Raw genomic sequence first — 26,847 nt, 5'->3', positions numbered from 1 at the left:
TCGGAAGCAAAAACAGGCAGAAGACACATTTCTCGCAACTTTTCCGTAACTTTGCAGCGTTTGATAATAAATAAGGTAGAATGGATTTTAAGTACGACGTTATTGTAATTGGTGGCGGACATGCCGGTTGCGAAGCAGCAGCCGCTGCTGCAAATTTAGGTTCCAAGACTTGCCTCATCACGATGGACATGAACAAGATCGGGCAGATGAGTTGCAACCCCGCAGTAGGAGGAATCGCCAAAGGACAAATAGTACGTGAAATAGATGCACTGGGCGGACAGATGGGATTGGTGACGGACGAAACCGCCATACAGTTCCGAATCCTGAACCGTTCGAAAGGACCGGCCATGTGGAGCCCCCGCGCTCAATGCGACCGTGCCAAGTTTATCTGGTCATGGCGTGAAAGGCTGGAAAACACCCCCAACCTTCATATCTGGCAGGACACTGTGAGCGAACTGCTCGTCGAGAACGGCGAAGTAACCGGCCTCGTTACCCTCTGGGGTGTCACATTCAAAGCGAAATGCATCGTACTGACGGCAGGAACTTTCCTGAACGGACTGATGCACGTAGGTCGTCACCAACTACCGGGCGGCAGAATGGCAGAACCCGCCTCTTACCAACTGACAGAATCCATCGCCCGACATGGCATTGCCTACGGAAGAATGAAAACCGGTACACCGGTACGAATCGACGCCCGCAGCGTCCATTTCGATCTGATGGATACGCAGGACGGAGAATGTGACTTCCATAAGTTCTCATTCATGAATACCAGTACGCGTCATCTGAAGCAACTGCAATGCTGGACCTGCTATACCAACGAAGAGGTACACCGGATTCTGCGCGAAGGACTTCCGGATTCACCCCTGTTCAACGGACAAATTCAAAGCATCGGCCCCCGCTATTGCCCCAGCATCGAAACCAAGATTGTCACCTTCCCCGATAAAGAACAACATCAGCTATTCCTCGAACCCGAAGGAGAAACAACACAGGAATTATACCTGAACGGATTCTCTTCTTCTCTTCCGATGGATATTCAGATAGCCGCATTGAAAAAGATTCCGGCATTCAGGGACATCGTCATCTATCGCCCCGGATATGCAATTGAATATGACTACTTCGACCCTACGCAATTAAAACATTCGCTGGAATCGAAGATTATCAGAAATCTGTTCTTTGCCGGACAAGTGAACGGAACGACCGGTTACGAAGAAGCCGGAGGCCAAGGACTGATTGCCGGAATCAATGCCCACATCAACTGCCACGGCGGAGAAGCCTTCACGCTGGCACGTGATGAAGCATATATCGGTGTATTAATTGACGACCTGGTAACAAAAGGAGTAGACGAACCTTACCGTATGTTCACCTCGCGTGCCGAATACCGCATTCTTCTCCGCATGGATGACGCTGACATGAGACTGACCGAAAGGGCTTACCGCCTCGGACTGGCTAAGGAGGATCGTTACCAGCTGATGAAAAGCAAAAAGGAGGCATTAGATCAGATTGTAGATTTCGCAAAAAACTATTCGATGAAACCGGCATTAATTAATGATGCACTCGAAAAGTTAGGAACGACTCCCCTACGCCAAGGATGCAAATTGATCGAAGTCCTCAACCGTCCGCAAATTACGATTGAGAATATCGCAGAACATGTCCCCGCCTTCCAACGAGAATTAGAAAAAGCAACCGCTGCAGATTCCGACCGCAAAGAAGAGATTCTGGAAGCGGCAGAAATACTGATCAAATATCAAGGCTATATTGACAGAGAACGAATGATAGCAGAAAAGCTGGCACGCCTCGAAAGCATCAAGATCAAAGGCAAATTTGATTATGCTTCCATTCAGTCGCTATCCACGGAAGCTCGTCAAAAGCTAGTGAAAATTGATCCGGAAACCATCGCGCAAGCGAGCCGGATTCCGGGAGTATCGCCTAGCGACATCAACGTGTTACTGGTACTTTGCGGACGATAAGCGGCAACGTTTCACGTGAAACAAAGCATTTAAAGAAACGAGATAAATCAATGATTATGAGCAAAGAAACGCTAATTAAAAGCATCCGGGAAATTCCGGATTTTCCGATTCCCGGAATCCTTTTCTACGATGTCACCACTCTGTTTAAAGACCCTTGGTGCTTGCAAGAATTATCAAACATTATGTTTGAGATGTACAAGGATAAAGGTATCACCAAAGTAGTAGGTATAGAATCAAGGGGATTCATCATGGGCCCTATCCTGGCTACCCGACTGAACGCGGGTTTTATCCCCATCCGTAAACCGGGCAAACTTCCCGCAGAGGTAATCGAGGAAAGTTACGACAAAGAATACGGTAAGGACACGGTGCAGATACACAAGGATGCACTCGATGAAAACGACGTTGTTTTACTACACGATGATCTGCTGGCAACAGGAGGAACGATGAAAGCAGCCTGCGAACTCGTGAAAAAACTGAAGCCTAAAAAGGTATATGTAAACTTCATCATCGAGCTAAAAGACTTAAACGGTAAATCCCTGTTCGGAGATGACGTAGAAGTAGAATCCGTATTGACTTTATAAACAAATTGCTTATATTTGCAGGGCGTAGAAAAACTACGCCCTTTTTATTTCCCGCTATTTCATCTATAACGATTATGAATACAAAACCGGAGACCAAGACGAATGAATATCTGAAAGGTATTGTAAGCAACCTGCCTGAAAAGCCGGGAGTCTATCAGTATCTGAACACCGAAGGCACGATTATATACGTTGGAAAGGCTAAAAACCTGAAGAAAAGGGTTTATTCGTACTTCAGCAAAGAGCATGAACCCGGAAAGACACGGGTATTGGTCAGCAAGATTGCCGATATCCGCTACATCGTAGTCAACACCGAGGAAGATGCGTTATTGCTGGAAAACAACCTGATCAAGAAATACAAACCCCGCTACAACGTACTGCTGAAGGATGACAAGACCTACCCCTCCATTTGTGTGCAGAACGAGTACTTTCCCCGGGTTTTCAGAACCCGGAAGATCATCAGAAACGGTTCTTCTTATTATGGTCCATACAGTCACATTCCCTCCATGTACGCACTGCTCGATCTGATTAAGCATCTATATCCGCTGCGTACCTGCACTCTGAATCTCTCTCCGGAGAATATACGGGCGGGAAAGTTCAAGGTTTGCCTGGAATATCATATCAAGAAGTGCGCAGGTCCATGCGTCGGACTACAGTCCCAAGACGATTATCTTAAAAACATCGATGAAATCAAGGAGATTTTAAAGGGAAATACTCAGGAGATCAGCCGTATGCTGCTGGAGAAGATGCAGGAACTGGCCGGTGAGATGAAATTTGAGGAGGCCCAGAAGATTAAGGAGAAGTATCTGTTGATAGAAAATTATCGGGCTAAGTCCGAGGTGGTAAGTTCGGTGCTACACAATATCGACGTTTTCTCCATCGAAGAGGACGATTCAAATTCGGCGTTCGTCAACTATCTGCATATTACGAATGGTGCCATCAATCAGGCATTCACTTTTGAGTATAAGAAGAAGTTGAATGAATCGAAAGAAGAGTTGCTGACGTTGGGCATTATTGAGATGCGGGAACGTTATAAAAGTCATTCACGAGAGATTATTGTTCCTTTTGAGCTCGATCTGGAGTTGAATAATGTCGTTTTCACCGTTCCTCAACGGGGAGACAAGAAGAAATTGCTCGATCTTTCTATCTTAAACGTGAAGCAATATAAGGCCGACCGATTGAAACAGGCTGAGAAACTGAATCCCGAACAGCGCAGCATGCGTCTGCTGAAAGAGATACAGAGTGAACTGCATTTGGACAAGCCGCCTTTGCAGATCGAGTGTTTCGATAACTCGAATATACAGGGATCAGATGCCGTAGCGGCCTGCGTGGTATTCAAAAAGGCGAAGCCATCGAAGAAAGATTACCGCAAATACAATATCAAGACGGTTGTAGGACCCGATGATTACGCTTCGATGAAAGAGGTGGTCAGGCGGCGTTATCAGCGCGCTATCGAAGAGAGTTCTCCCCTTCCCGACCTGATTATTACCGATGGTGGTAAAGGACAAATGGAGGTCGTCAGAGAGGTGATCGAGGATGAATTGCATCTGAATATTCCAATTGCAGGTTTGGCTAAGGATAATAAGCATCGCACGTCAGAGTTGCTTTTCGGATTTCCCGCACAGACGATTGGAATTAAGCAGCAAAGTTCTTTATTCCGTCTGCTAACGCAGATTCAAGATGAAGTACACCGCTTTGCGATTACTTTCCACCGTGATAAGCGCAGTAAACGGCAGGTTGCATCGGCTCTGGACACGATAAAAGGCGTTGGAGAAAAGACCAAAACAGCCCTATTAAAGGAGTTTAAGAGCGTAAAACGAATCAAAGAGGCATCCCTTGAGGAGATCGCAAAGGTCATAGGAGAGGCAAAGGCTCAGACCGTAAAAGAAGGACTAAGTAACGAATAGGCTCACTTCTTATCTTATTTGACTCCAACGAGTATCAGGAATACCTAGTTGTTGGGGATATAGATCCACACATACAGGGCATATATAAGCTGTGTATTGGATGTTATATTTCTCTTGGTGACTTATTGCGCATTCATTCCTGTACCGAAATGAATAAATCTCATAAGTCGATAGTAACTCAAATTCCCCTCCTTCGGGAAGGAGGGGTGCCCAAAGGGCGGGGTGGTAGGTATACAAACAGCATTGTAAATGAAAGCTTTATGCATTCACCTACCACCTCCCCCTACGGGTACTCCTCCTTCCCGAAGGAGGAGATTTAAGATACTACCGACTTTTAGTCGGCCCCAATAAAGATACTGCCTACTTTTAATTTAGCTCATTCCGGTACAGGTTATGAGGTAAATACGGTCTTCCCCGTTGGTCGTCTGAACAACAAATAGATATTTCTGCACAACAGATAGATACACTTTTGAATGACAGCCACGGTTAATACTTACTACTTATCCTATAATATTTCCCTTCAATCCATCGTTTTCTCTTCTTAATTTCGTAAATTTGCCTTTCGTAACATTCAATAGAATAGAGAAAATATCAATGAGAATAGTTGTACAAAGAGTAAGTCACGCATCAGTAACCATCGAAGGACACTGCAAGTCCTCCATTGGGAAAGGAATGCTGATATTGGTCGGAATTGAAGAATCCGACGGGCAGGAAGATATAGACTGGCTCTGCAAAAAGATAGTAAATCTGCGCATTTTTGACGATGAAAACGGAGTAATGAATAAATCCATTCTGGAAGATGGAGGCGAAATTCTGGTGATCAGCCAGTTCACATTGCATGCCTCTACCAAGAAAGGTAACCGTCCGTCATACATCAAAGCTGCCAAACCGGAGATCTCTATCCCACTCTACGAACAGTTCTGCAAAGACCTGAGCGGGGCATTAGGCAAAGAAATAGGCACAGGAACGTTCGGAGCCGACATGAAAGTTGAACTTTTAAATGATGGCCCTGTTACTATATGCATGGATACCAAGAATAAAGAGTGAAACCTTACTCAATTATCAAACAAATAATCATAAATCAACAGCAATTATGACTCTGGAAGAAGCTCAAAAAGAAGTAGACAAATGGATAAAGACATACGGCGTCCGCTACTTCAGCGAATTGACCAATATGGCTGTACTGACCGAAGAAGTCGGAGAACTGGCCCGCGTCATGGCCCGCAAATACGGCGACCAGTCCTTCAAAGCAGGCGAAAAAGACAACCTTGACGAAGAAATAGCTGACATCTTATGGGTGCTCTTATGCATCGCCAACCAGACAGGGGTAGACGTCACCAAAGCCTTCCGGGAAAGTCTGGAAAAGAAAACGAAACGAGATAATAAAAGACATATCAATAACCCAAAACTGAACGATCATGGAAGAGAATAGCTCACAATCCAACAAGTATGATGCCGCATTGGCAAAGTATAACACCAATCTGAGCGATGCAGACATACAGGCTCGGGTGGCTGACCTGATTGAAAAGAAAGTGCCGGAGAACAATACGGAAGAAGTCAAAAAACTCCTGTTCAACTGTATCGACCTGACTACACTGAACAGCACGGACAGCGATGAAAGCGTGATGCATTTCACCGAAAAAGTGAATGAGTTCGACAATGAATTTCCCGATATGAAGAACGTTGCCGCTATCTGCGTATATCCCAATTTTGCGGATATTGTAAAAAATACGCTGCAAGTAGACGGCATCAATATCGCTTGCGTTTCGGGCGGATTCCCTTCCTCGCAGACTTTCATTGAGGTGAAAGTAGCGGAAACAGCACTGGCTATCGCCGACGGCGCAGACGAAATAGATATCGTGATCTCAATAGGCAAATTCCTGAGCGGTGACTACGAAACAATGTGCGAAGAAATCCAGGAATTAAAGGAAGTCTGCAAGGAGCGCCACCTCAAAGTTATCCTCGAAACAGGAGCTTTGAAAACAGCTTCCAACATCAAGAAAGCCTCTATCCTATCCATGTATTCAGGCGCGGATTTCATCAAGACATCGACCGGAAAGCAGCAGCCTGCCGCCACTCCGGAAGCCGCTTATGTAATGTGCGAAGCAATCAAGGAATACTATCAGAAAACAAATAACAAGATCGGTTTCAAACCGGCAGGAGGAATCAATACAGTCAATGATGCCATTATTTATTACACTATCGTGAAAGAAATATTAGGCGAAGAATGGCTGAACAACCGACTGTTCCGTCTGGGAACCAGCCGCCTGGCAAATCTTCTCCTTTCTGACATCAAGGGCGAAGAGATCAAGTTCTTCTAAGGAATTACATTAGCAATCAAATATGCCTTACCGCGCTTCATTTTCCGTTCATACGGGAAGAAGTGCGGTATTTTTTATCTAATAAAAACTAAAGATACTTATAGGGAAAAATCATTATTTTCATTACCTTTGTCATAAAGGTAGCTATAGTAATATAGCTAACCTACTGTATTAGAGAACGTTTCTTTTATTACCTGATTCCTGGAATTCGGCAAAATTCAAAGTTATGAATGGTAATAAGCAAACGGGTCTCACGCACCTTCATGTATATACTTTTGTTATATATCGAACGGAGCGTGAGACTGTTGCTTATATGTCGTCATAACGGTTTGCCGAAACCCCAGGAAAAGACATATTGCAGCAGTTCTCACGCTTTTTTTTAGTTAACCATAAGTGATAAAGAGTATAAAATGAAGTCACACACAAAGAGTTTACGTTTTAACCATAACCCCTTAAACCTGATACTCGGTGCCAGAAGAAAACAAGGCCTGCGCATCGGCTATATGGAAGCTGCATTAAACGGCTTCTATCTCAACTGCATAAAAACCGGAGTACATCCGCAGCAACTAGCCCAACTGCTATCGGAGAAATTCCATTGTATAGACACCATTTCTTCCAGCCAGTTATTTCTGTTTCTCATCAACGAAGGAAACAGGTCTTCATACGCTATCATGCTCCCCTATTTGCTCTCTACAGAGAACTTACAGCAGTTTGAAAACACCATCCGCGAACGCTTCTATGGAATAGACCGCTTCATTCAGCAAGGCAGAAATCTATACAATTTCAAAGAGTATATAGAAGAAAGAGGAGATCCGATTGTATGGATTAATGACTTGGAGAGAGGGGTTATCGGATGGGATATGGCACAAGTAGTCGGGCTGGCACGGGCTGCCAAAGACTGCGGTTACATCTCCAGAGAACAAGCTTGGGAATACATCGAACAAGCAAGCGCAGCGTGTGCCGAAATCCTCCGCACACCGGAAGAAATAGACAAGAGTTTCCTCATCGGAGGAGCGATGAAATCGAATAAAATAGAAGATTGGGAGGAATTAATCCTATGCTACTCTCTTCTCAGAAACAGCAGAGAGTAGTTATTTCTCACGGTCGACCACATAGTCCAGATAAGTCCGGAGGGCCACACAGATATTGGATTCAGGCAGAGAAGCCAGCAAATCAAATGCTTTCTTTTTATATTGTTCTATGATCCGGCAGGCATATTCAATACCGCCATTCTCCTTGGTAAATTGAATCAGACGAACAATTTCATCGGGAGTAGCCGTACCTTCCTTCACCTTCAACGCTGTTTGCTCCGCCCATTCATCTTTCGTAGTATTCAATGCATACAGGACAGGCAGCGTCAGCTTACCTTCAAGCATGTCATTACCGGTCGGCTTACCGATTTTCTTGCTATCAAAGTAGTCGAAAATATCATCTTTAATCTGGAAGCAGATGCCGATATATTCACCCAGCAGACGGGCAAAAGCAACTTCTTCTTCCCCCACCTCTACCGACAGGGCAGCCGCCTCGGCACAAGCAGCGAAAAGTGCCGCCGTTTTTTTACGTATTACATCAAAATAAACTTCCTCCGAGAAGCTATGATTACTTACATTCGAAAGTTGAAGCAACTCTCCTTCAGCAAGCTTCTGCCCCAGCGAGGATACCAGACGGATAATCTTATAATTATTGGTCTGCTCGGCATGCACCAGACTGGTAGCCAAAAGATAATCACCCGCCAGTACAGATACCTTATTATTGAAAACAGCATTCACCGAAAGCTGGCCGCGACGTTCGGTGCTCTCGTCGACTACGTCGTCGTGCACCAGACTGGCCGTATGAAGCAACTCCAAAGAGACTGCCGCATGAAGAGTAGCAGGAGAAACAGCACTATAAAGACGTGCCACCAATAGGACAAGAATAGGACGCATCATCTTACCATTCCTCTTGCGTATATGAGTTATTACGCTATCGAGCAATGCGTTCGAATCAGAAAGAGGGCTATCAAAAAGATCCTTAAAATCCTCCAGCTCCGCTTCAATCGGGGTTTTGATAAGTGAGATACTATCCATTCATAACACTATTTGAGCACAAAAGTAATAATAAAACGCTTAATACGGTATTTTTTTGTACTTTTACCATGAAAAATTAATTAAATCTATGGAGTCAGACAATAAATTATTTCTTTTAGACGCTTATGCACTGATATATCGGGCTTATTACGCCTTTATCAAGAATCCCAGAATCAACTCCAAAGGGTTCAATACTTCAGCCATTCTCGGCTTTGTCAATACCCTCGAAGAGGTGCTGAAAAAAGAGAACCCGTCACATATAGGAGTAGCCTTCGACCCCTCCGGCCCTACTTTCCGTCACGAAGCTTTCGAACAATATAAAGCCCAGCGCGAAGAAACACCGGAAGCCATCCGCCTCTCCGTACCTATTATAAAGGAGATCATACACGCTTACCGCATCCCGATTCTGGAAGTGGCAGGCTACGAGGCCGATGACGTGATCGGGACCCTCGCCACAGAAGCCGGGCGCCAAGGCATCACTACTTATATGATGACCCCTGACAAGGACTACGGTCAGCTGGTGACAGACAATGTATTCATGTACCGCCCCAAACATACGGGAGGCTTTGAAGTGATGGGTATCGAAGAAGTGAAAGCGAAGTTCGATATCCAGTCGCCCGCGCAAGTGATCGATATGCTCGGACTGATGGGCGACTCTTCCGACAATATCCCGGGCTGCCCCGGTGTCGGTGAAAAGACCGCTCAAAAACTAATCACCGAATTCGGAAGCATCGAGAATCTGCTGGAACATACCGACCAACTGAAAGGAGCGTTGAAAACCAAAGTGGAAACAAACAAGGAACTGATCACTTTTTCCAAATTCCTCGCCACGATCAAGATCGATGTTCCTATCCAACTCGAAATGGACAAGCTCGTCCGCGAACAAGCAGACGAGGATTCACTCCGCCGGATTTTTGAAGAACTGGAATTCCGGACACTTATCGACCGGGTACTGAAAAAGGAAAGTTCAAAAGGTGGAGTAACTACGCCTACCGGAAACAAAACGGCAACCCCTCAAAGTGCCCCCTCTCCTCTTCCTCTTTTTCCCGAAGAAGGAGGAGCCATCCAAGGCGATTTATTTGCGAATTTTACGGGCAACGAGGCAGGCGAAGCGAAAAAATCGAATCTAGAGACGTTAGAAACGCTTAACTGTGATTACCAACTCATTGATACAGAGAAGAAAAGAAGCGAAATTATTCAAAAGTTAATTACATCGAAAATTCTCTCGTTAGACACGGAGACCACAGGAACAGAACCAATGGATGCCGAACTGGTCGGAATGAGTTTCTCTATAACCGAAAATCAGGCCTTTTATGTTCCGGTCCCCGACAATCGTGATGAAGCGTTAAAAATAGTCAATGAGTTTCGACCGGTCTTCGAAAATGAGAATTCCCTGAAAGTCGGACAAAATATCAAGTACGACATGATCGTTCTTGAAAATTACGGAGTGCAGGTGAAAGGTGCACTCTTCGATACGATGATCGCCCACTATGTTCTTCAACCGGAACTTCGTCACGGAATGGACTATCTGGCAGAAATCTATCTTCACTATCAGACTATTCACATCGACGAACTGATAGGTCCGAAAGGAAAGAATCAGAAAAACATGCGCGATCTCGACCCGAAGGATGTCTACCGTTACGCATGCGAAGATGCAGACGTAACGCTGAAACTTAAAAATGTGCTGGAGAAGGAACTGAAAGAGAACGATGCCGAACGTTTGTTTTACGATATCGAAATGCCGCTCGTACCGGTATTGGTCAACATAGAACGAAACGGAGTGTTGCTGGATACAGATGCGCTCAAACAATCGTCTGTCCATTTCACCGCCCAGATGCAGCGCATCGAACAAGAGATTTACGAACTGGCGGGCGAAACCTTCAATATCGCTTCGCCCAAACAAGTCGGCGAGGTACTGTTTGACAAACTGAAGATCATAGAAAAAGCAAAGAAGACCAAAACCGGTCAGTACGTCACCTCGGAAGAAGTGCTCGAAAGTCTCCGGCACAAACATCCCGTAGTAGAAAAAATACTGGAACATCGCGGATTGAAAAAACTGCTGGGAACGTATATAGATGCACTTCCCCAACTGATTAACCCACGTACGGGACGGGTACACACATCCTTCAACCAGACTGTAACCTCTACCGGACGCCTCAGTTCGAGCAACCCGAACCTGCAGAATATTCCTATCCGCGACGAGAACGGCAAAGAAATCCGCAAGGCATTCATTCCGGACGAAGGCTGTCTTTTCTTCTCTGCCGACTATTCGCAGATAGAACTCCGTATCATGGCACATCTCAGCGAAGACAAAAATATGATCGATGCCTTCCTCAGCAATCATGATATCCATGCGGCAACAGCTGCCAAAATATATAAGATAGACCTGAAAGACGTCGACTCTGACATGCGCCGCAAGGCGAAAACCGCCAACTTCGGTATCATCTACGGCATCTCCGTATTCGGACTTGCCGAACGTATGAACGTAGACCGGAAAGAAGCCAAGGAACTGATCGACGGTTACTTCGAAACTTATCCAAGCGTCAAGGCTTATATGGATAAAAGCATCCAGGTAGCTCAGGAAAAAGGGTATGTAGAAACGATTTTCCACCGGAAACGCTTCTTGCCCGATATCAACTCACGAAATGCAGTTGTACGCGGCTATGCAGAACGAAATGCCATCAACGCACCAATTCAGGGAAGTGCCGCAGATATCATAAAAGTAGCAATGGCACGTATTTATCAGCGTTTCCAGACAGAAGGCATACAGGCCAAAATGATACTCCAAGTGCATGATGAATTGAACTTCAGTGTACCGATGAACGAAAAAGAACGGGTAGAAGAGATCGTCATTGAGGAAATGGAAAATGCATACCGCATGCATGTCCCCCTGAAAGCAGATTGCGGATGGGGCAAAAACTGGCTCGAAGCACACTAAAACAATGTTTATCCTACTATAGCAAAGCAGGGCTGAACAGCCAAATAAAGGAAAGAATGAGTTATAACATTATTTAACCCATTATCCAGAAAGCAAGAAAAAGGTTCACTTCCTCAACGAAGTGCTCCGTTCTATATCCGGCAGGTTGACTGCCGGATTTTTTTTTGTCACCAATCTTGGCAAAAAGCAAGATAGTTTTCCAGTCGACATCTGACATTTTGATATTATTTCAGCTTTATATTTGCATAAATACCGGATAAATATATAACTTTGCAGCGTAATACAAGAGTATTAATAGACAAATGAAAGTATAATTCTAAAATCAAATAGCCATGAAAACAAAAGTATCTTTAAAAATGTATGTTCTATCTGTAGTTCTTCTGATGACCTCTTTTGTTGCTTCTGCACGTAGTTATGATGGTCAGCTGGTTTATAATCCGGTAGAAGAAAATGGAGTAATGGTAGGTCAGACTGTTTACAAGATGAACGGAAACACACTTGCCAACTATATGAAATACAACTATAAGTACGACGACAATAAGCGCATGATTGAAAGCGAGACCTTGAAATGGAACAGTACTAAAGAAGAATGGGAAAAAGATCTCCGTATCCAATATGCTTATAAGGGAAAAACTGTAACGACCAATTACTATAAATGGAACACCAAGAAACGTGCTTACGTATTAGTTCCGGAGATGACAGTAACCATGGACAATACTAATTTGTAACAGCATTTTTTTAACAATATACTCTCTCATTCTAATATTCTAACAAAAAGAAAGCGCCGTTCCTGATGAAGAAACGGCGTTTTCGCGTATATTCGCAAAAGTGTAGATTTATAGCACAAAGAACCGATCCTGCAGACCTTTCAGAAAACTTCGGGAGATTATCAGATCGCTTTTATCATGAAAAGGCGGATAGAGCTGGCAACATTTCCCATCAATCATTGCAAGATAATTAACATTGACAATAGCTGACTGGCTAATCTGAATAAAAGCTTGTGAGTAACCAATGATATCTTCGGCTTTTGTATTTCGCTTCAAGTTCAACCGGGTCTGATTGAACAGAGCTACCTGCCACTGGCGCTTGTCTTTCAGATATTCGAAATACCCGATCTCTTCCAGCCGCAAAAGCTTGAAACCGGTCACCGTACTGATCATAAACATTCCCTGTTGCGGCATCAGGGCACTGACAGAAGAAGCAAAAGAGGACGAAGGAGCCACCGGTATCGAAGCGACAGCTTTCCGGTAGCGTTCTATAACGATCTTCAGATCTTCCGTCTCAAAAGGTTTCAACAAGAAATCAAAAGCGGACTCACGCAGAGCCTGAAGCAGATATTTATCATATGAAGTATAAAAAACAACTTTCATATCCCACAGCACTTCATCGCGTATCTCACTCAACAGGTTAAGCCCCAGCACATCCGGAAGCTCCACATCCAAGAACAACAGGTCCGGACGCAGTTCCATTATCATCTTTTTCCCTTTTGCTCCATTGCTTGCTGTTCCTTTTATTTCAAACTCCTGATAAGCGCCCAGCTCCCTGCGCAAAGCATCAATCGCAGTACGCTCATCATCCACAATAACAACTTTATATTTATCTTCTACATTCATCATAATTCATAAGAAAAATGAAACGGTATATACACAGACACTTGTGTACCGGTCTGACCATCGTTTCGGTTGGTTATGTCAAAACGCATTTTCTCGTTTTTATTCTTTGTATTAAGCAGCTGGACCGTTTGATAGAGCACTTTCAGTCCGGTTCCCGTCCCTTTAGTCGAAGAAACAACTTGCGGAAGATACCCTCGTCCATTGTCACAAACCAAGATACGGATTCCTTTTCCTTCACGGGAAACACGGACAGACAACTCCTTTTCTCCATCTTTTCCAGCCAGTCCGTGCTTAATCGCATTCTCTACCGGAATCTGAACAATCATGGAAGGAATCATGATACGTTTTGCATCCAGTCCCTCCTCTACTATCACCGACGCTGTAAAGCCTTCGCCGATACGACCGCTTTCGAGGCTGATATACGACTGCACGAAATCCAGTTCGTCCTGCAAAGATACGCTTAACTTTTCAGTCAGTTCAAGGCTCCGACGGAGATATTTGACCAGTTCCATCAAATTATTCTTCACTTCCTCCGACCCATTGAACTGATTAATCTCCCGTCCCAGCACATTGAAAGTGAAATGAGGAGAAATCCGGCTCCGCAAGTTCTCCATACGGACACGATTGATCTGCTGAAAGAAACGTTCGCGGAGAAACTCTCTCTTTTTCCTCATATACCAGATGATCACTACCGTTCCGGCTGCGAGCAACAGGCAGACAAGCACCCAGATATACATGCTCAGCCTCAAAACCCGTACCTCACCAGCCTGCCGTTGAATCTGCATTTCTTTGCGCAATACGATCGTATCCTGACGGTAACGCATATCCAGTTCGGCCACACGAGTACGAATCCGCTCGCTACGGATAGAGTCATTCAGTTGGTAATCACGCTTCAGATATTTATATGCATTGCGGTAGTCGCCGGCCTTTTCATAATAATGCTGCAGATATTGGTTGCGTATAGTGAGCATATTGGCATCCACATGGCCGGTAGAAGCAGTCCGTGCAATCATCTCCCTGGCACGTGCGATATTTCCTTTTTTCAAGGAAAGCTCAATCATCAGTGTCTCAATATAGTGCATGGCGGAGTTATTCTTTATCTCCGAAAAATAACGATAACCTTCATTCAGATTGTTTTCAGCAGAATCCAAACGGTTAGTCAGCAGATAAAGATCGCCCAGATTGACTTTCGAGAGATTACTTTCAAATACCATTTGCGGATAATTCGCTATCATATCAGCCGCCTGCCGCATATAAACCAGTGCTTCCTGATAATCTTTCTTGTAATAGTAATGATTCCCCCGATTATTGAGATACACCCACTTCTCGCTGACAGTCATTTCATCAAAAAACTGCCCTGCCAGCTCGTAATAATGATTTGACAAATCAAAGTCGCGCAAATCCATGTAAGTCTGTCCTAATCCGCAATAAACCGGAAACTTGGCATGTTCCGACAGGTGCAGGGAGTCGCAGATAAACAACGCCTTCCGATAATAAGAAGCGGTATGTGCCAGTTCCCCACGATGCAGATGAGCATCAGCCAGATTCATACAAATATCCGATAGAAGATGCGCCTTGTCTCCTTTCAGACGATAAGCGTAGGATTTCTCATAATAGGCAACTGCCGAATCGGGCTGATTGAGTTGCATCCAGACATTTCCCTCGATGTTATATACATCCGAAAGCACATCATTCCAGCGCGGGCAGGCAGTTGCACGCTTGTCATACTCTTTCACAGGGCGGTTATAATAGAGGATAGAATCAAAATCGGACGATACGAAAAAAGTCTTTCCATACAATGCCATCAGGCGGTAATATGTCATCGAATCCTGCGTCTGGTGGAGTGCATTACGCAATAAAGAACGCGAATAAGGCAAGTTAGAGAACAGAGAATCCTGTGCACGGACTTCCAAAGAGTCAATAAATGATTGCTCACACAAAGAGTGACTGCGATGCTTATCCACACAACTGCAGCTCAACCATATCACCAACCCTATCAACCCAAATAGCTTCATAGCAGATTTCGCTTTATTTCGTCCCCTCGTCCGTGTCTAATTTTGAATGCCACAAAAATACATTAATTATATTGAATCTCAACGAAATTTATTATTTTTTTAATACCTTTGCGCCCATATAAACATGAGTAACTGACCTAATGAGTCCATTGAACTTTACCCACATTCTGACACAGGCAGTCGATGAGCTATCGGAAAGCGAATCTTACAAAGGGCTGTTTCATCAACATAAAGATGGCGAACCATTGCCCTCTGCTAAAGTTTTGTATGAAATTATCGAGCTTTCACGTGCCATTCTCTTCCCCGGATACTACGGAAATTCCACCATCAACAGCCGGACAATCAATTATCACATCGGTGTAAATATCGAAAAGTTATTTGACTTGCTCACAGAGCAAATCCTTGCCGGATTATGTTTCGGAACGACAGAAGGAAAATGCAACGTCTGCTCGGAGTCGAGAAGAGAAGAAGCTGCCCGACTAGCCGCGAAGTTTATCAGTAAACTACCCGCTATGAGAAGAATACTGGCAACGGATGTAGAAGCCGCCTACAACGGCGACCCTGCTGCCAAGAGCTACGGTGAAGTTATTTTCTGTTATCCCGCTATCAAAGCGATCAGCAATTATCGTATTGCACACGAACTGCTAGAACTGGGTGTTCCCCTGATTCCGCGCATGATTACGGAAATGGCACATAGCGAAACGGGAATCGACATCCATCCGGGAGCGAAAATAGGCAGTCACTTTACCATAGACCACGGAACGGGTGTCGTGATCGGTGCAACAAGCATCATCGGAAATAATGTCAAATTATATCAGGGTGTCACCCTGGGAGCGAAAAGCTTCCCGCTGGATGCCGACGGAAAACCGATCAAGGGCATTCCCCGCCACCCGATTCTGGAGGACAATGTCATTGTCTACTCCAATGCTACTATCTTGGGAAGAATTACTATCGGAAGAGACGCCACCGTAGGAGGTAATATCTGGGTAACAGAGAATATCCCCGCCGGAGCGAAAATAGTACAAACAAAAGCAAAGAAATAAAATCAATTAACTATATATGAGCGAACAATTCGAGATGATAGCCAAGACCTTCCAGGGACTGGAAGAGATCCTTGCTGAAGAACTTACAACACTGGGAGCCAACGATATCCAGATAGGACGCCGCATGGTTTCATTTACAGGAGACAAGCGTATGATGTACAAGGCAAATTTCTGCCTCCGTACTGCTATCCGCATTCTAAAACCGATCAAGAATTTTACGGCAAAGGATGCTGATGAAGTTTACAACCAGATACAGGCTATTCCATGGGAAGAGTATCTTGATGTAAACAAGACGTTTGCGATAGATGCAGTTGTATTCAGCGAGGAATTCCGTCATTCCAAGTTTGTATCGTATAAGGTGAAGGATGCTATTGTGGATTATTTCCGCGAAAAGACAGGCAAACGTCCGTCGGTACGCATCAATAATCCGGATGTACTGCTCAATATTCACATTGCACATACCACTTGTACGTTGTCGCTGGACTCTTCCGGAGAATCGCTTCATCGTCGCGGATACCGTCAGGAACAGGTAGAAGCTCCGCTGAACGAAGTATTGGCTGCCGGTATGGTTCTGATGACAGGATGGCGCGGCGAATGTGACCTGATTGACCCGATGTGCGGTTCGGGAACGATTCCTGTGGAAGCAGCACTGATAGCAAGAAACATCGCTCCGGGAGTATTCCGCAAAGGATTCGCATTTGAGAAATGGGTGGATTTCGATTCGGAGATGTTCGACGAGATTTACAATGATGATAGCCAGGAGCGCGAATTTACGCATAAGATTTACGGATATGACAACAGTCCGAAAGCGAACGAAATAGCAACACATAATATAAAAGCGGCAGGCGTATCCAAGGATGTGACACTGAAACTGCAACCGTTCCAGCAGTTTGAACAACCGCAGGAAAAGTCCATTATCGTCATGAATCCCCCTTATGGTGAACGTATCTCCACCAATGACTTGCTTGGATTGTACCAGATGATTGGTGAGCGTCTGAAACATGCATTTGTAGGAAACGAAGCCTGGGTACTCTCTTACCGCGAAGAATGTTTCGATCAGATTGGCCTGAAAGCAAGTCAGAAAGTACCGTTATTCAATGGTGCACTGGAATGCGAGTTCCGCAAATATGAGATTTTCGACGGAAAATATAAAGAGTTCAAGAGTCAGGAGGGAGAAGGAGAAGAGAAAAAAGAGACAGAAGGAAGCTATGATGCTTCGAACCCCCGGGAAAGAAAAGAATTCAAGCCACGTGGGGAAGGAGAATTCAGACCCAGACGGGAAGGTGAGTTCAAACCGCGTCGCGAAGGGGAATTCAAGCCACGCAGAGAAGGTGAATATAAACCACGCCGCGAAGGAGAGTACAAACCACGTCGGGAGGGTGACTTCAAACCCAGACGAGAAGAAGGAAGCTTTACACGGGATGACAGGGACAGAAAGCCGAGAGGCGAGTTCCGGGGAGAAAGAGATTCGAGAGCTCCGAGAGAGTTCAGAGGAAATCGGGAGCCCAGAATTCCGAAGAAGGAAGAAGAGTAATTTCATTCCTTCATTGACTATCAATATAAGGTTGCAAAATGCGACCTTATCAATATTTGGAAAAGGCCTATCATCCGACAAGGAAAGGTATGCCATTCAAATAAAGACAACCTCCTTGGACAGGGTAAAAATAGAAGGATTTAAAAACAAATAAAGTAAAAAGCAATGAGTAAAATTGGAAAAAGAGCCATCTTGATATTGCTGGCACTACCAATCGTAATCAATGTTATGGCACAGGAAACTAAAAAGCTGACACTGGAAGATTTGATTCCAGGTGGCGAAACCTACCGCCATGCAGAAAACCTGTACGGCCTGCAATGGTGGGGAGATGTGTGTATCAAACCAAGTACCGACACCATCTACACCGTCCAGCCCCAAACGGGGAAAGAGGCGGTACTCACTACCCTTGAACAAATCAACAAAGTACTTGCAGACCATAAAGCAGGGAAACTGTCGACCCCGTATTCTATCCTTTACCCATGGGCAGACAAGCCGCAAATGCTACTGAAAGTATCCGGCAAGTTCATCGTATACGATTTCAAGAACAACCGGATTGTCAGCACACTGAAACTGAAGGAGAAAGCAGCTAACGAGGACTATTGCGCAGCCAACGGAAACGTAGCCTACACAGTAAACAATAACCTGTATGTGAACGAACAGGCCATCACTAACGAGCCCGAAGGCATTGTCTGCGGTCAGTCCGTACACCGCAATGAATTCGGCATCAACAAAGGCACTTTCTGGAGCCCGAAAGGAAACTTGCTCGCTTTCTACCGCATGAACGAAAGCATGGTCACGCAATATCCGCTTGTAGACATCACCGCACGCGTAGGGGAAGTGAACAACGTCCGTTATCCAATGGCGGGAATGACCAGCCACCAAGTAAAAGTAGGCATCTACAACCCTGCTACCGAAAAGACGATCTATCTGGATGCAGGCGATCCGACCGACCGTTATTTCACTAATATCAGCTGGTCGCCGGACGAAAAAAGCCTCTACCTTATCGAGCTGAACCGCGACCAGAACCACGCCGTACTTTGCCAATATGATGCAACGACAGGCAAACTGACGGGCAAACTGCTGGAAGAAACGCACCCTAAATATGTAGAGCCTCAGCACCCCATCGTATTCTTACCGTGGGATAACAATAAATTCATCTACCAAAGCCAGCGCGACGGATACAATCACCTATACCTATGCGACATCACCACCAGCCTCAAAGGCGACTGGAAAAGCGAAGCCGCAGGCGGCAAGCATATCGAATACATCCCGGTGAAACAACTGACCGAAGGTAAATGGCTGGTAGGCGACATTCTGGGCTTCAACGCGAAGCGGAAGGAAGTCATCTTCCAGGCAGTAGACGGCAAAGGCTGCAATAACTTTGCGGTGAATGTAAACACAGGAAAACGAAGTCTCCCGTTCAGTTTCCGTTCTACCACCGAAGGAGAACACAACGGAACGCTCAGCGCATCGGGAACCTACCTCATCGACCGTTATTCGACTCCTACCCTTCCGCGCTGCATTGACATCGTGGATACCAAAAGCCTGAAAACAGTCAACCTGCTGACCGCCCTAAACCCGTATGAGGGGTATCAGATGCCCACCATCGAAACCGGTACCATTAAAGCTGCAGACGGAACCACCGACCTATATTACCGCCTCACCAAACCCGCAGACTTCGACCCGAACAAGAAGTATCCGGTCATCGTCTACGTATACGGCGGGCCACACGCGCAACTCGTCACCGGCGGCTGGCTGAACGGTTCCCGCGGATGGGACATCTACATGGCCAACAAAGGCTATATCATGTTCACCCTCGATAACCGGGGCAGTGCCAACCGGGGACTGGAATTTGAAAACGCCACCTTCCGCCGGCTCGGCATTGAAGAAGGCAAAGACCAGGTGAAGGGCATTGAATTTCTGAAATCTCTCCCCTACATAGACGGAAACCGCATCGGCGTGCACGGATGGAGCTTCGGAGGTCACATGACCACTGCCCTGCTGCTCCGCCACCCGGAAATATTCAAGGTAGGCGTAGCCGGCGGACCTGTCATCGACTGGGGATACTACGAAGTGATGTACGGCGAACGCTACATGGATACTCCGGAAAGCAACCCGGAAGGCTACAAAGAATGTGACCTGAAGAACCTTGCCGGACAGTTAAAAGGTCATCTGCTCATTATCCATGACGACCACGACGACACCTGCGTACCGCAACACACACTTTCGTTTATGAAAGCCTGTGTAGACGCCCGCACTTATCCCGACCTGTTTATTTACCCGTGCCACAAGCACAACGTATCAGGCCGCGACCGCGTACATCTGCATGAGAAAATCACCCGGTACTTTGAGCAGAACCTATAAAGACCGACAGCCCACAGTACCATACCGAAAAGCTCATAACTGAAAACCCATAACCCAATACTCATTATGAAAATATTATTACTAGGCTCGGGTGGCCGCGAACATGCACTGGCATGGAAAATTGCCCAAAGTCCGAAAGTTGAAAAGCTGTACATCGCTCCGGGAAACGCCGGAACAACCGCCGTAGGCGAGAATGTCAACATCAAAGCTACCGACTTTGAAGCGATCAGCGCTTTCGCTCTGAAAGAAAACATCGAAATGGTGGTAGTAGGTCCCGAAGATCCATTGGTAGAAGGCATCTACGACTATTTCCAGAATCGTCCCGAACTGAAACATATCGCCGTTATCGGTCCGTCCGCCAACGGAGCACAGCTGGAGGGCAGCAAGGAGTTTGCCAAAGGCTTCATGATGCGTCACCGAATCCCGACAGCCCGATATAAAAGTATCACAACCGAAAACCTTGAAGAAGGGCTGGCTTTCCTCGAAACGCTGGAAGCCCCTTACGTACTGAAGGCAGACGGACTCTGTGCCGGAAAAGGCGTTCTCATTCTCCCTACGCTGGACGAAGCCAAGAAAGAACTGAAGGAAATGCTTGGCGGCATGTTCGGCTCCGCATCGGCAACAGTCGTTATTGAAGAGTTTCTGAGCGGCATCGAATGTTCCGTATTCGTGCTTACCGACGGCGAACACTACAAAGTACTCCCCGTAGCGAAAGACTACAAACGCATCGGCGAAGGAGACAAAGGTCTCAACACAGGCGGTATGGGCAGCGTGACTCCGGTTCCGTTTGCCGACGAAGAATACATGGAGAAAGTACGCACCCGCATCATCGAACCGACCATCAACGGGCTGAAAGAAGAAAACATCGTCTACAAAGGCTTCATCTTCCTCGGACTGATCCGAGTGAAAGGCGAACCGATGGTAATCGAATATAACGTCCGCATGGGCGATCCGGAGACAGAAAGCGTCATGCTCCGCATTCAGAGCGACTTTGTAGAATTGCTGGAAGGCACAGCCGCAGGCAACCTCGACGAAAAGACGCTGGTGATAGACCCGCGTTCGGCAGGCTGCGTTATCCTCGTGAGCGGCGGTTACCCCGAAGCATACGAAAAAGGCTTCCCTATCAGCGGTCTGGAACAGGCTGCCGCTACCGAAAGCATCATTTTCCATGCCGGAACAGCCATGAAGGACGGACAAATCGTAACGAACGGAGGACGCGTGATCGCTGTCTGCTCTTACGGGGCCACGAAGGAAGAAGCACTGGCACAGAGCTATAAAGTGGCAGACATGATCAACTTTGACAAGAAGTATTTCCGTCACGATATCGGATTCGACTTATAATGAGAAACAAGAGACTACAAGGTCAGGTCACAGCAGGGCGGTGGACACTCCCTGCTGCCATTTTCATCTGCACCCTTTGTTGGGTGCTGACCTCTGTCCTATTGCCGGGACTCACCATGCCGGCGGGCGAAGAAGGTGGTTCCGTCCTCTGGCAGTCCGCCCGCACGCTGTTGCTTCCCACATGGGCAGAACACCTTGTCAGTTTTCTTATCTACGCAGCTGCCGGCTATTTCCTGATTGAGCTGAACAACCGGTTCGGCATCATTCGTATGCGGGCTTCCGTACAGACAGCCATTTATTTTCTGCTGGTCACGGTCTGCCCGGAAATGCACCTGCTGTATGCAGGAGACGTGGCTGCCATTGCCTTTTTATTCTCCATCTATTTTCTGTTCAAGAGTTATCAACAGTCGCAGGCGGCAGGATATTTGTTCTATTCCTTCCTCTTTATCGGTGCAGGAAGCATTTTCTTTCCCCAGCTCACCTTCTTTTCGGTGCTCTGGCTGTTTGAGGCATACCGTTTCCAATCGCTTACGTTCCGCAGTTTCTGCGGTGCATTAATAGGATGGACGATGCCCTATTGGATGCTGTTCGGACATGCTTTCTTCCACGATCAGATGGAGCTGTTCTATCACCCATTCAGGGAACTGGCTACTTTTGGAGATTTACTCAACCTGCAGGTACTCCAGCCTTGGGAACTGGCAACACTCGGTTACCTGTTTGTGTTATTCATCGTCAGCGCCGCCCATTGCGTCGTTGCCGGATTCGAAGACAAGATACGTACACGTGCCTATTTACAATTTCTCATAGACCTGACGCTCTTCCTCTTCATACTGATTGCGCTGCAACCGTCGCAATGCAGCAACCTTCTGCCGTTGCTTATGATAAGCAGCAGTATACTGATCGGACACCTTTTCGTGCTGACCAACAGCAAAACATCGAATGTATTTTTCATTGTTTCTCTGGTCTGCCTCATCCTCTTATTCGGTTTTAACGTATGGACGCTTTTATAGACTCAACAATACAACTCCTCATCGAATGGGGACTTCCGGGATTGTTTATCTCGGCCCTACTTGCAGGGAGTATCATACCGTTCAGTTCCGAACTGGTGCTGGTAGCACTGGTGAAACTCGGTCTGAACCCTACCGCCTGTATATTGGCTGCCGCGCTCGGCAACACCGCAGGCGGAATGACCTGTTACTATATGGGACGTCTGGGCAAAATAAGCTGGATTGAGAAATACTTCAAAGTAAAGAAAGAGAAAGTAGACAAAATGATGAAGTTCCTGCAAGGAAAGGGAGCATTGATGGCATTTTTCGCCTTCCTGCCAGCTGTCGGAGAAGTAATCTCCATCGCACTGGGATTCATGCGAAGCAATGTATGGCTTACCACCGCTTCCATGTTTGCCGGGAAACTGATACGCTACATCTTACTTTTATACGTGCTGGAAAGCGCATGGAATGTTGTTGCAGGATGAAAAGAGTAATTGAAAAGACTGACGACGGGAGTGCTACCCTATTTGTTCCGGAATTGAATGAACATTATCATTCGACCAAAGGAGCACGTACGGAATCGCAGCATATTTTCATCAATATGGGACTGAAAGCCTCCGATTCCCCCTCCCCACATATCTTGGAGATCGGTTTCGGAACAGGACTGAATGCCTGGCTTACCCTTGAAGAAGCAGAAAGAAGCGGACGCAACGTACACTATACAGGCCTCGAACTCTACCCGTTGGAATGGCAGATGGTGGAGCAACTGGGATATATAGGGAAAGAGAATGATGAGCATTCAGCGATCAATAGCGGACAACAAGCAGCCATCGATCTATTCAGAGGCATTCATACATCACCGTGGGAAGAAGAAATATCCTTTACCCCACACTTCACTCTCTGTAAAATACAAGCCGACGTTAATAAATGGATAATGAATAATGAACAATGGGCAATAAACCGTACCATTACACAGCACAGCCATTCTCCATTGTCCATTATCCATTCTCCATTATCATTTGACGTTATCTATTTCGATGCCTTCGCTCCGGAAAAGCAACCGGAAATGTGGTCGCAGGAACTATTTAACCGTTTATATGTTTTATTAAATGAAGGAGGCATCCTCACCACTTATTGCGCCAAAGGAGTCATCCGGCGCATGTTGCAGGCAGCAGGCTTTACCGTAGAGCGCCTTCCCGGTCCTCCGGGAGGAAAGCGGGAAATACTACGTGCCCTGAAGCCGAAAGAAAAGCAAGAAGCTGAAATATAGAAATACAGAGATACAAGGAAAAAGTAGCAACCCCCGATATTAATACAATAGTCATGAAACAACAACTAAAAGATCTGAAAACACTCCTTCTTCTTGGCTCCTGCCTCCTGTTGGCAGCCTGCACGGGCCGAACGTCCAAAGCAAGCGGCAACGAAGAAGCAAAACCGGTCATTACCGTCACCATTGAACCGCAACGCTACTTCACGGAAGCGATTGCCGGTGACAAGTTTACGGTAGTGAGCATGGTCCCGAAAGGTTCCAGTCCGGAGACATACGACCCGATTCCTCAACAACTGGTATCCCTGGGAGACAGCAAAGCATACCTCCGCATCGGCTACATCGGCTTTGAGCAGACCTGGATGGACCGGCTGATGAATAACACTCCGCACATCCAAGTATTCGACACCTCAAAAGGTGTAGACCTAATTCTGAACAACAACGAACAGGAACACACAGCCGGACATCATGACCACGACGGGCACAATCATGCCGTAGAACCACATATATGGAACTCTACCACCAACGCCCTGATACTTGCCGGAAACACCTTTAAGGCACTTTGCATGCTCGACAAGCCCAACGAGGCCTATTATCTGGCACGCTACGACTCCCTCTGCCGTCGTATCCAACATACCGACAGCCTCATCCGCCGGCAACTTTCCGCCCCGAAATCGGCCAAATCCTTTATGATTTACCATCCGGCTCTCTCCTACTTCGCCCGCGACTACGGACTGCATCAGATTTCAATCGAGGAAGGCGGTAAAGAACCTTCACCTGCCCATCTGAAAGAACTGATAGACTTGTGCAAATCGGAAAAAGTAGGTGTCATCTTCGTACAACCGGAGTTCGACAAGCGCAACGCAGAGACCATCGCGCAGCAAACCGGCACAAAGGTAGTCCCCATCAACCCGTTAAGTTATGACTGGGAGACAGAAATGCTGAACGTAGCCAAAGCACTCACCCCTATGGACCCCGAATAAAAACGGGACTCTATAGAATGAACGACCGAATCATACATAAACGAAGTAACTCTCCAAATATGAAACCGATTATCGAAATAAAGAACCTTGCTGCCGGATACGACGGTCGTACTGTACTCCACGACGTAAACCTGAACGTTTACGAACGGGACTTTCTGGGCATCATCGGTCCGAACGGAGGCGGCAAGACGACACTGATCAAGTGCATCCTCGGTCTGCTGAAACCGACTGCCGGAGAAATCATCTTCCACACTCCTACAGAACCATCCGGCACGCCCCAAACCGTCACTTCCGGTGCTCAGACTTCCCTCGGCTATCTGCCACAGTACAGCACCATCGACCGGAAGTTTCCGATTTCGGTGGAGGAAGTGATTCTCTCCGGACTAAGTATCCAGAAATCACTGACTTCCCGCTTCACTCCCGAACAGAAGGAGAAAGGCAAACAAATCATCGTCCGCATGGGACTCGAAGGACTCGAGCACCGTTCCATCGGCCAACTTAGCGGCGGACAACTACAGCGTGCACTGCTCGGACGCGCCATTATCTCCGATCCTTCGGTACTGATTCTCGACGAACCCAGCACGTACATCGACAAACGTTTTGAAGCACGCCTCTACGAACTGTTGGCTGAAATAAACAAGGAATGCGCCATCATCCTCGTCAGCCATGACATCGGCACCGTACTGCAACAAGTAAAGTCCATCGCCTGCGTCAACGAAACACTGGACTACCACCCCGATACGGGCGTCTCTACAGAATGGCTGGAAAAGAACTTCAACTGCCCCATCGAACTGTTAGGACACGGCACGTTGCCACACCGCGTTCTCGGTGAACATCACCATCATCACTAAACGTTCACTGTAAAATGTACGTCCAGGAACTACTGTACTATATTGAAAAGGGAACATATACAAACATTTCGTCCCACTTCCTTCCAAACAGAAAAGAAATGGGACGAAACAATATCATATAAAATAATGACTTCTTACAATCTCTGAATTTCTTCAGGTACTCAATCCATTCTTCCAGTGGAGTAACGGCTACTTTATTGAATTCATTCACATGAATCAGGAAATACTCCGGAAAAACTTCTGCGGGAAGTTTACGGACGAGGGCATCCTTTTCTTTAGTGGTTATTTCGAGCCGATCTCCGGTGTGTACTCCCGTAAAGTTATTCTGACCATGATACAAATAATCGCCCCCTTTGCCGATATCGAAGTAGAGGATACTTATAGAATAAATCTTTTTCACCTCGTAGTAGCGTTCACCCAAAGAAATATGTTCCATAATCACTTTCGCCACTCCGTAAAGGATGCGTTCCAGATAATATAACTCACGGGTATTCTGAATCTCTACAATGATTATTTCATCTTTACTATTTCTGGCTTTGATGTCCACACGGTTGAACTTATCATCAATGGTCTGCTGATTACTTTCACTGCCCAATCAAAACGTATATATCTGTCCTGTTGTTCCATATCAGTCTCTTTTTTAAGTTATTGCAAAGCTACGATTTTTCTGATAATGCTAAGAAAAAGATCAAAACAAATCAGGAATGAATGCACAATAAGTCACCGAGAGAAGTATAACATCCAATATACAGGCTATATATGGCCTGCATATTGGATCTATACATGCTGTACGCTGTATCTATATGTCCTGCACGTTGGAACGATATCACCAACAAACAGCCATTCCTGATGCTAGTTGGAGCCAAATTTGTACAGAAATGAAGAATATCACTTCATCAAAAGAACAATTCTATAATCCGAACCAGACTAAATATGGAGGCATCAGACTGCAGGATGGCTTGTGAAAGTTGCCCTGCCGACCCACCTCCCAAAGAGGATGTCACCCTTAATACCCCATAGGGCAGGACACCCTCTTGTTGATTCTCCAATTTCACTAAAAGGACATAAGA

The 26,847-nt window shown here is 46.1% G+C and carries 21 protein-coding genes and 1 pseudogene; 18 read left to right on the top strand and 4 right to left on the bottom strand.

Annotated elements, in window-relative coordinates; all coding sequences use genetic code 11:
- The first annotated feature begins 80 nt into the window (after positions 1-80).
- The 7 genes from mnmG to K6V30_RS04960 all read left to right on the top strand — a co-directional run bounded on the left by mnmG (position 81) and on the right by K6V30_RS04960 (position 7,864).
- Entirely contained in the window at positions 81-1,967 is a 1,887-nt protein-coding gene (gene mnmG / locus K6V30_RS04990; protein ID WP_010536009.1) for a tRNA uridine-5-carboxymethylaminomethyl(34) synthesis enzyme MnmG, read from the top strand.
- 50 nt (positions 1,968-2,017) lie between these two features.
- A complete protein-coding gene (locus K6V30_RS04985; protein ID WP_081030823.1) occupies positions 2,018-2,548 on the top strand; it encodes an adenine phosphoribosyltransferase in 531 nt (176 codons plus the stop codon).
- A 74-nt stretch (positions 2,549-2,622) separates the two neighbouring features.
- On the top strand, positions 2,623-4,452 hold the full coding sequence (gene uvrC / locus K6V30_RS04980; protein WP_055269500.1) for an excinuclease ABC subunit UvrC: 1,830 nt from the start codon (positions 2,623-2,625) through the stop codon (positions 4,450-4,452).
- A 594-nt stretch (positions 4,453-5,046) separates the two neighbouring features.
- Positions 5,047-5,499, top strand: a complete 453-nt coding sequence (gene dtd / locus K6V30_RS04975) for a D-aminoacyl-tRNA deacylase (RefSeq protein ID WP_010536006.1) — start codon at positions 5,047-5,049, stop codon at positions 5,497-5,499.
- A gap of 46 nt (positions 5,500-5,545) precedes the next feature.
- Entirely contained in the window at positions 5,546-5,884 is a 339-nt protein-coding gene (locus tag K6V30_RS04970; RefSeq protein WP_010536005.1) for a nucleotide pyrophosphohydrolase, read from the top strand.
- Complete coding sequence (gene deoC / locus K6V30_RS04965) at positions 5,871-6,773, top strand: deoxyribose-phosphate aldolase (RefSeq protein WP_022301783.1); 903 nt, start codon at positions 5,871-5,873, stop codon at positions 6,771-6,773. Before K6V30_RS04970 ends, deoC begins: the two co-directional genes overlap by 14 nt.
- A gap of 410 nt (positions 6,774-7,183) precedes the next feature.
- The gene (locus tag K6V30_RS04960; protein WP_022301782.1) at positions 7,184-7,864 is read left to right on the top strand and encodes a DUF1266 domain-containing protein; all 681 of its coding nucleotides are present in this window, start codon (positions 7,184-7,186) and stop codon (positions 7,862-7,864) included.
- Here K6V30_RS04960 and K6V30_RS04955 read toward each other — a convergent pair whose 3' ends face one another.
- The gene (locus K6V30_RS04955; protein WP_010536002.1) at positions 7,865-8,839 is read right to left on the bottom strand and encodes a polyprenyl synthetase family protein; all 975 of its coding nucleotides are present in this window, start codon (positions 8,837-8,839) and stop codon (positions 7,865-7,867) included.
- 88 nt (positions 8,840-8,927) lie between these two features.
- Here K6V30_RS04955 and polA point away from each other — a divergent pair, with 88 nt between their 5' ends.
- Together polA and K6V30_RS04945 are read left to right on the top strand one after the other, a co-directional pair.
- A complete protein-coding gene (gene polA, locus K6V30_RS04950; RefSeq protein ID WP_055269499.1) occupies positions 8,928-11,777 on the top strand; it encodes a DNA polymerase I in 2,850 nt (949 codons plus the stop codon).
- Between the two features lie 332 nt (positions 11,778-12,109).
- The gene (locus K6V30_RS04945; RefSeq protein WP_055269497.1) at positions 12,110-12,505 is read left to right on the top strand and encodes a DUF3836 domain-containing protein; all 396 of its coding nucleotides are present in this window, start codon (positions 12,110-12,112) and stop codon (positions 12,503-12,505) included.
- A 108-nt stretch (positions 12,506-12,613) separates the two neighbouring features.
- Here the strand turns inward: K6V30_RS04945 and K6V30_RS04940 are convergent, their stop codons facing one another.
- Together K6V30_RS04940 and K6V30_RS04935 are read right to left on the bottom strand one after the other, a co-directional pair.
- Positions 12,614-13,393 carry a LytR/AlgR family response regulator transcription factor gene (locus tag K6V30_RS04940; RefSeq protein WP_055269496.1) on the bottom strand — a complete coding sequence of 260 codons (780 nt, stop codon included), beginning with the start codon at positions 13,391-13,393 and terminating at the stop codon, positions 12,614-12,616.
- On the bottom strand, positions 13,390-15,405 hold the full coding sequence (locus K6V30_RS04935) for a tetratricopeptide repeat-containing sensor histidine kinase (RefSeq protein WP_022301778.1): 2,016 nt from the start codon (positions 15,403-15,405) through the stop codon (positions 13,390-13,392). The genes K6V30_RS04940 and K6V30_RS04935 overlap by 4 nt, the downstream gene beginning before the upstream one ends.
- Positions 15,406-15,545: 140 nt before the next feature.
- On the opposite strand from K6V30_RS04935, the gene epsC reads away from it, so the two are divergent.
- From epsC to K6V30_RS04890, 9 genes are all read left to right on the top strand, one after another.
- Positions 15,546-16,448 (top strand): serine O-acetyltransferase EpsC, encoded by a 903-nt coding sequence (gene epsC, locus K6V30_RS04930; RefSeq protein WP_010535997.1) that lies wholly within the window; start codon positions 15,546-15,548, stop codon positions 16,446-16,448.
- 16 nt (positions 16,449-16,464) lie between these two features.
- On the top strand, positions 16,465-17,982 hold the full coding sequence (locus tag K6V30_RS04925) for a THUMP domain-containing class I SAM-dependent RNA methyltransferase (RefSeq protein ID WP_055269494.1): 1,518 nt from the start codon (positions 16,465-16,467) through the stop codon (positions 17,980-17,982).
- A gap of 165 nt (positions 17,983-18,147) precedes the next feature.
- Complete coding sequence (locus tag K6V30_RS04920) at positions 18,148-20,346, top strand: S9 family peptidase (protein WP_055269493.1); 2,199 nt, start codon at positions 18,148-18,150, stop codon at positions 20,344-20,346.
- 66 nt (positions 20,347-20,412) lie between these two features.
- Positions 20,413-21,687: a phosphoribosylamine--glycine ligase gene (gene purD / locus K6V30_RS04915; RefSeq protein ID WP_055269492.1), complete on the top strand. Its 1,275-nt coding sequence runs from the start codon at positions 20,413-20,415 to the stop codon at positions 21,685-21,687.
- Positions 21,687-22,697, top strand: coding sequence for a hypothetical protein (locus K6V30_RS04910; RefSeq protein WP_055269491.1), 1,011 nt, complete (start codon positions 21,687-21,689; stop codon positions 22,695-22,697). Before purD ends, K6V30_RS04910 begins: the two co-directional genes overlap by 1 nt.
- Positions 22,682-23,161, top strand: a complete 480-nt coding sequence (locus K6V30_RS04905; RefSeq protein ID WP_010535992.1) for a YqaA family protein — start codon at positions 22,682-22,684, stop codon at positions 23,159-23,161. Before K6V30_RS04910 ends, K6V30_RS04905 begins: the two co-directional genes overlap by 16 nt.
- Positions 23,158-23,946, top strand: a complete 789-nt coding sequence (gene mnmC2, locus K6V30_RS04900) for a tRNA (5-methylaminomethyl-2-thiouridine)(34)-methyltransferase MnmC2 (RefSeq protein WP_010535991.1) — start codon at positions 23,158-23,160, stop codon at positions 23,944-23,946. Before K6V30_RS04905 ends, mnmC2 begins: the two co-directional genes overlap by 4 nt.
- Before the next feature lie 53 nt (positions 23,947-23,999).
- Positions 24,000-24,926: a metal ABC transporter solute-binding protein, Zn/Mn family gene (locus tag K6V30_RS04895; RefSeq protein WP_010535990.1), complete on the top strand. Its 927-nt coding sequence runs from the start codon at positions 24,000-24,002 to the stop codon at positions 24,924-24,926.
- A 59-nt stretch (positions 24,927-24,985) separates the two neighbouring features.
- Entirely contained in the window at positions 24,986-25,777 is a 792-nt protein-coding gene (locus K6V30_RS04890; RefSeq protein ID WP_055269490.1) for a metal ABC transporter ATP-binding protein, read from the top strand.
- Positions 25,778-25,928: 151 nt separating this feature from the next.
- On the opposite strand, the pseudogene K6V30_RS04885 reads toward K6V30_RS04890, so the two are convergent.
- Positions 25,929-26,372: pseudogene (locus tag K6V30_RS04885) on the bottom strand (PD-(D/E)XK nuclease family transposase); the annotation flags it as partial.
- Positions 26,373-26,847: the final 475 nt, after the last annotated feature.

Source organism: Bacteroides faecis (genome assembly GCF_020091505.1).
Taxonomy (GTDB): Bacteria; Bacteroidota; Bacteroidia; order Bacteroidales; family Bacteroidaceae; genus Bacteroides; species Bacteroides faecis.
This window is presented reverse-complemented; position numbering and strand designations above follow the sequence as displayed.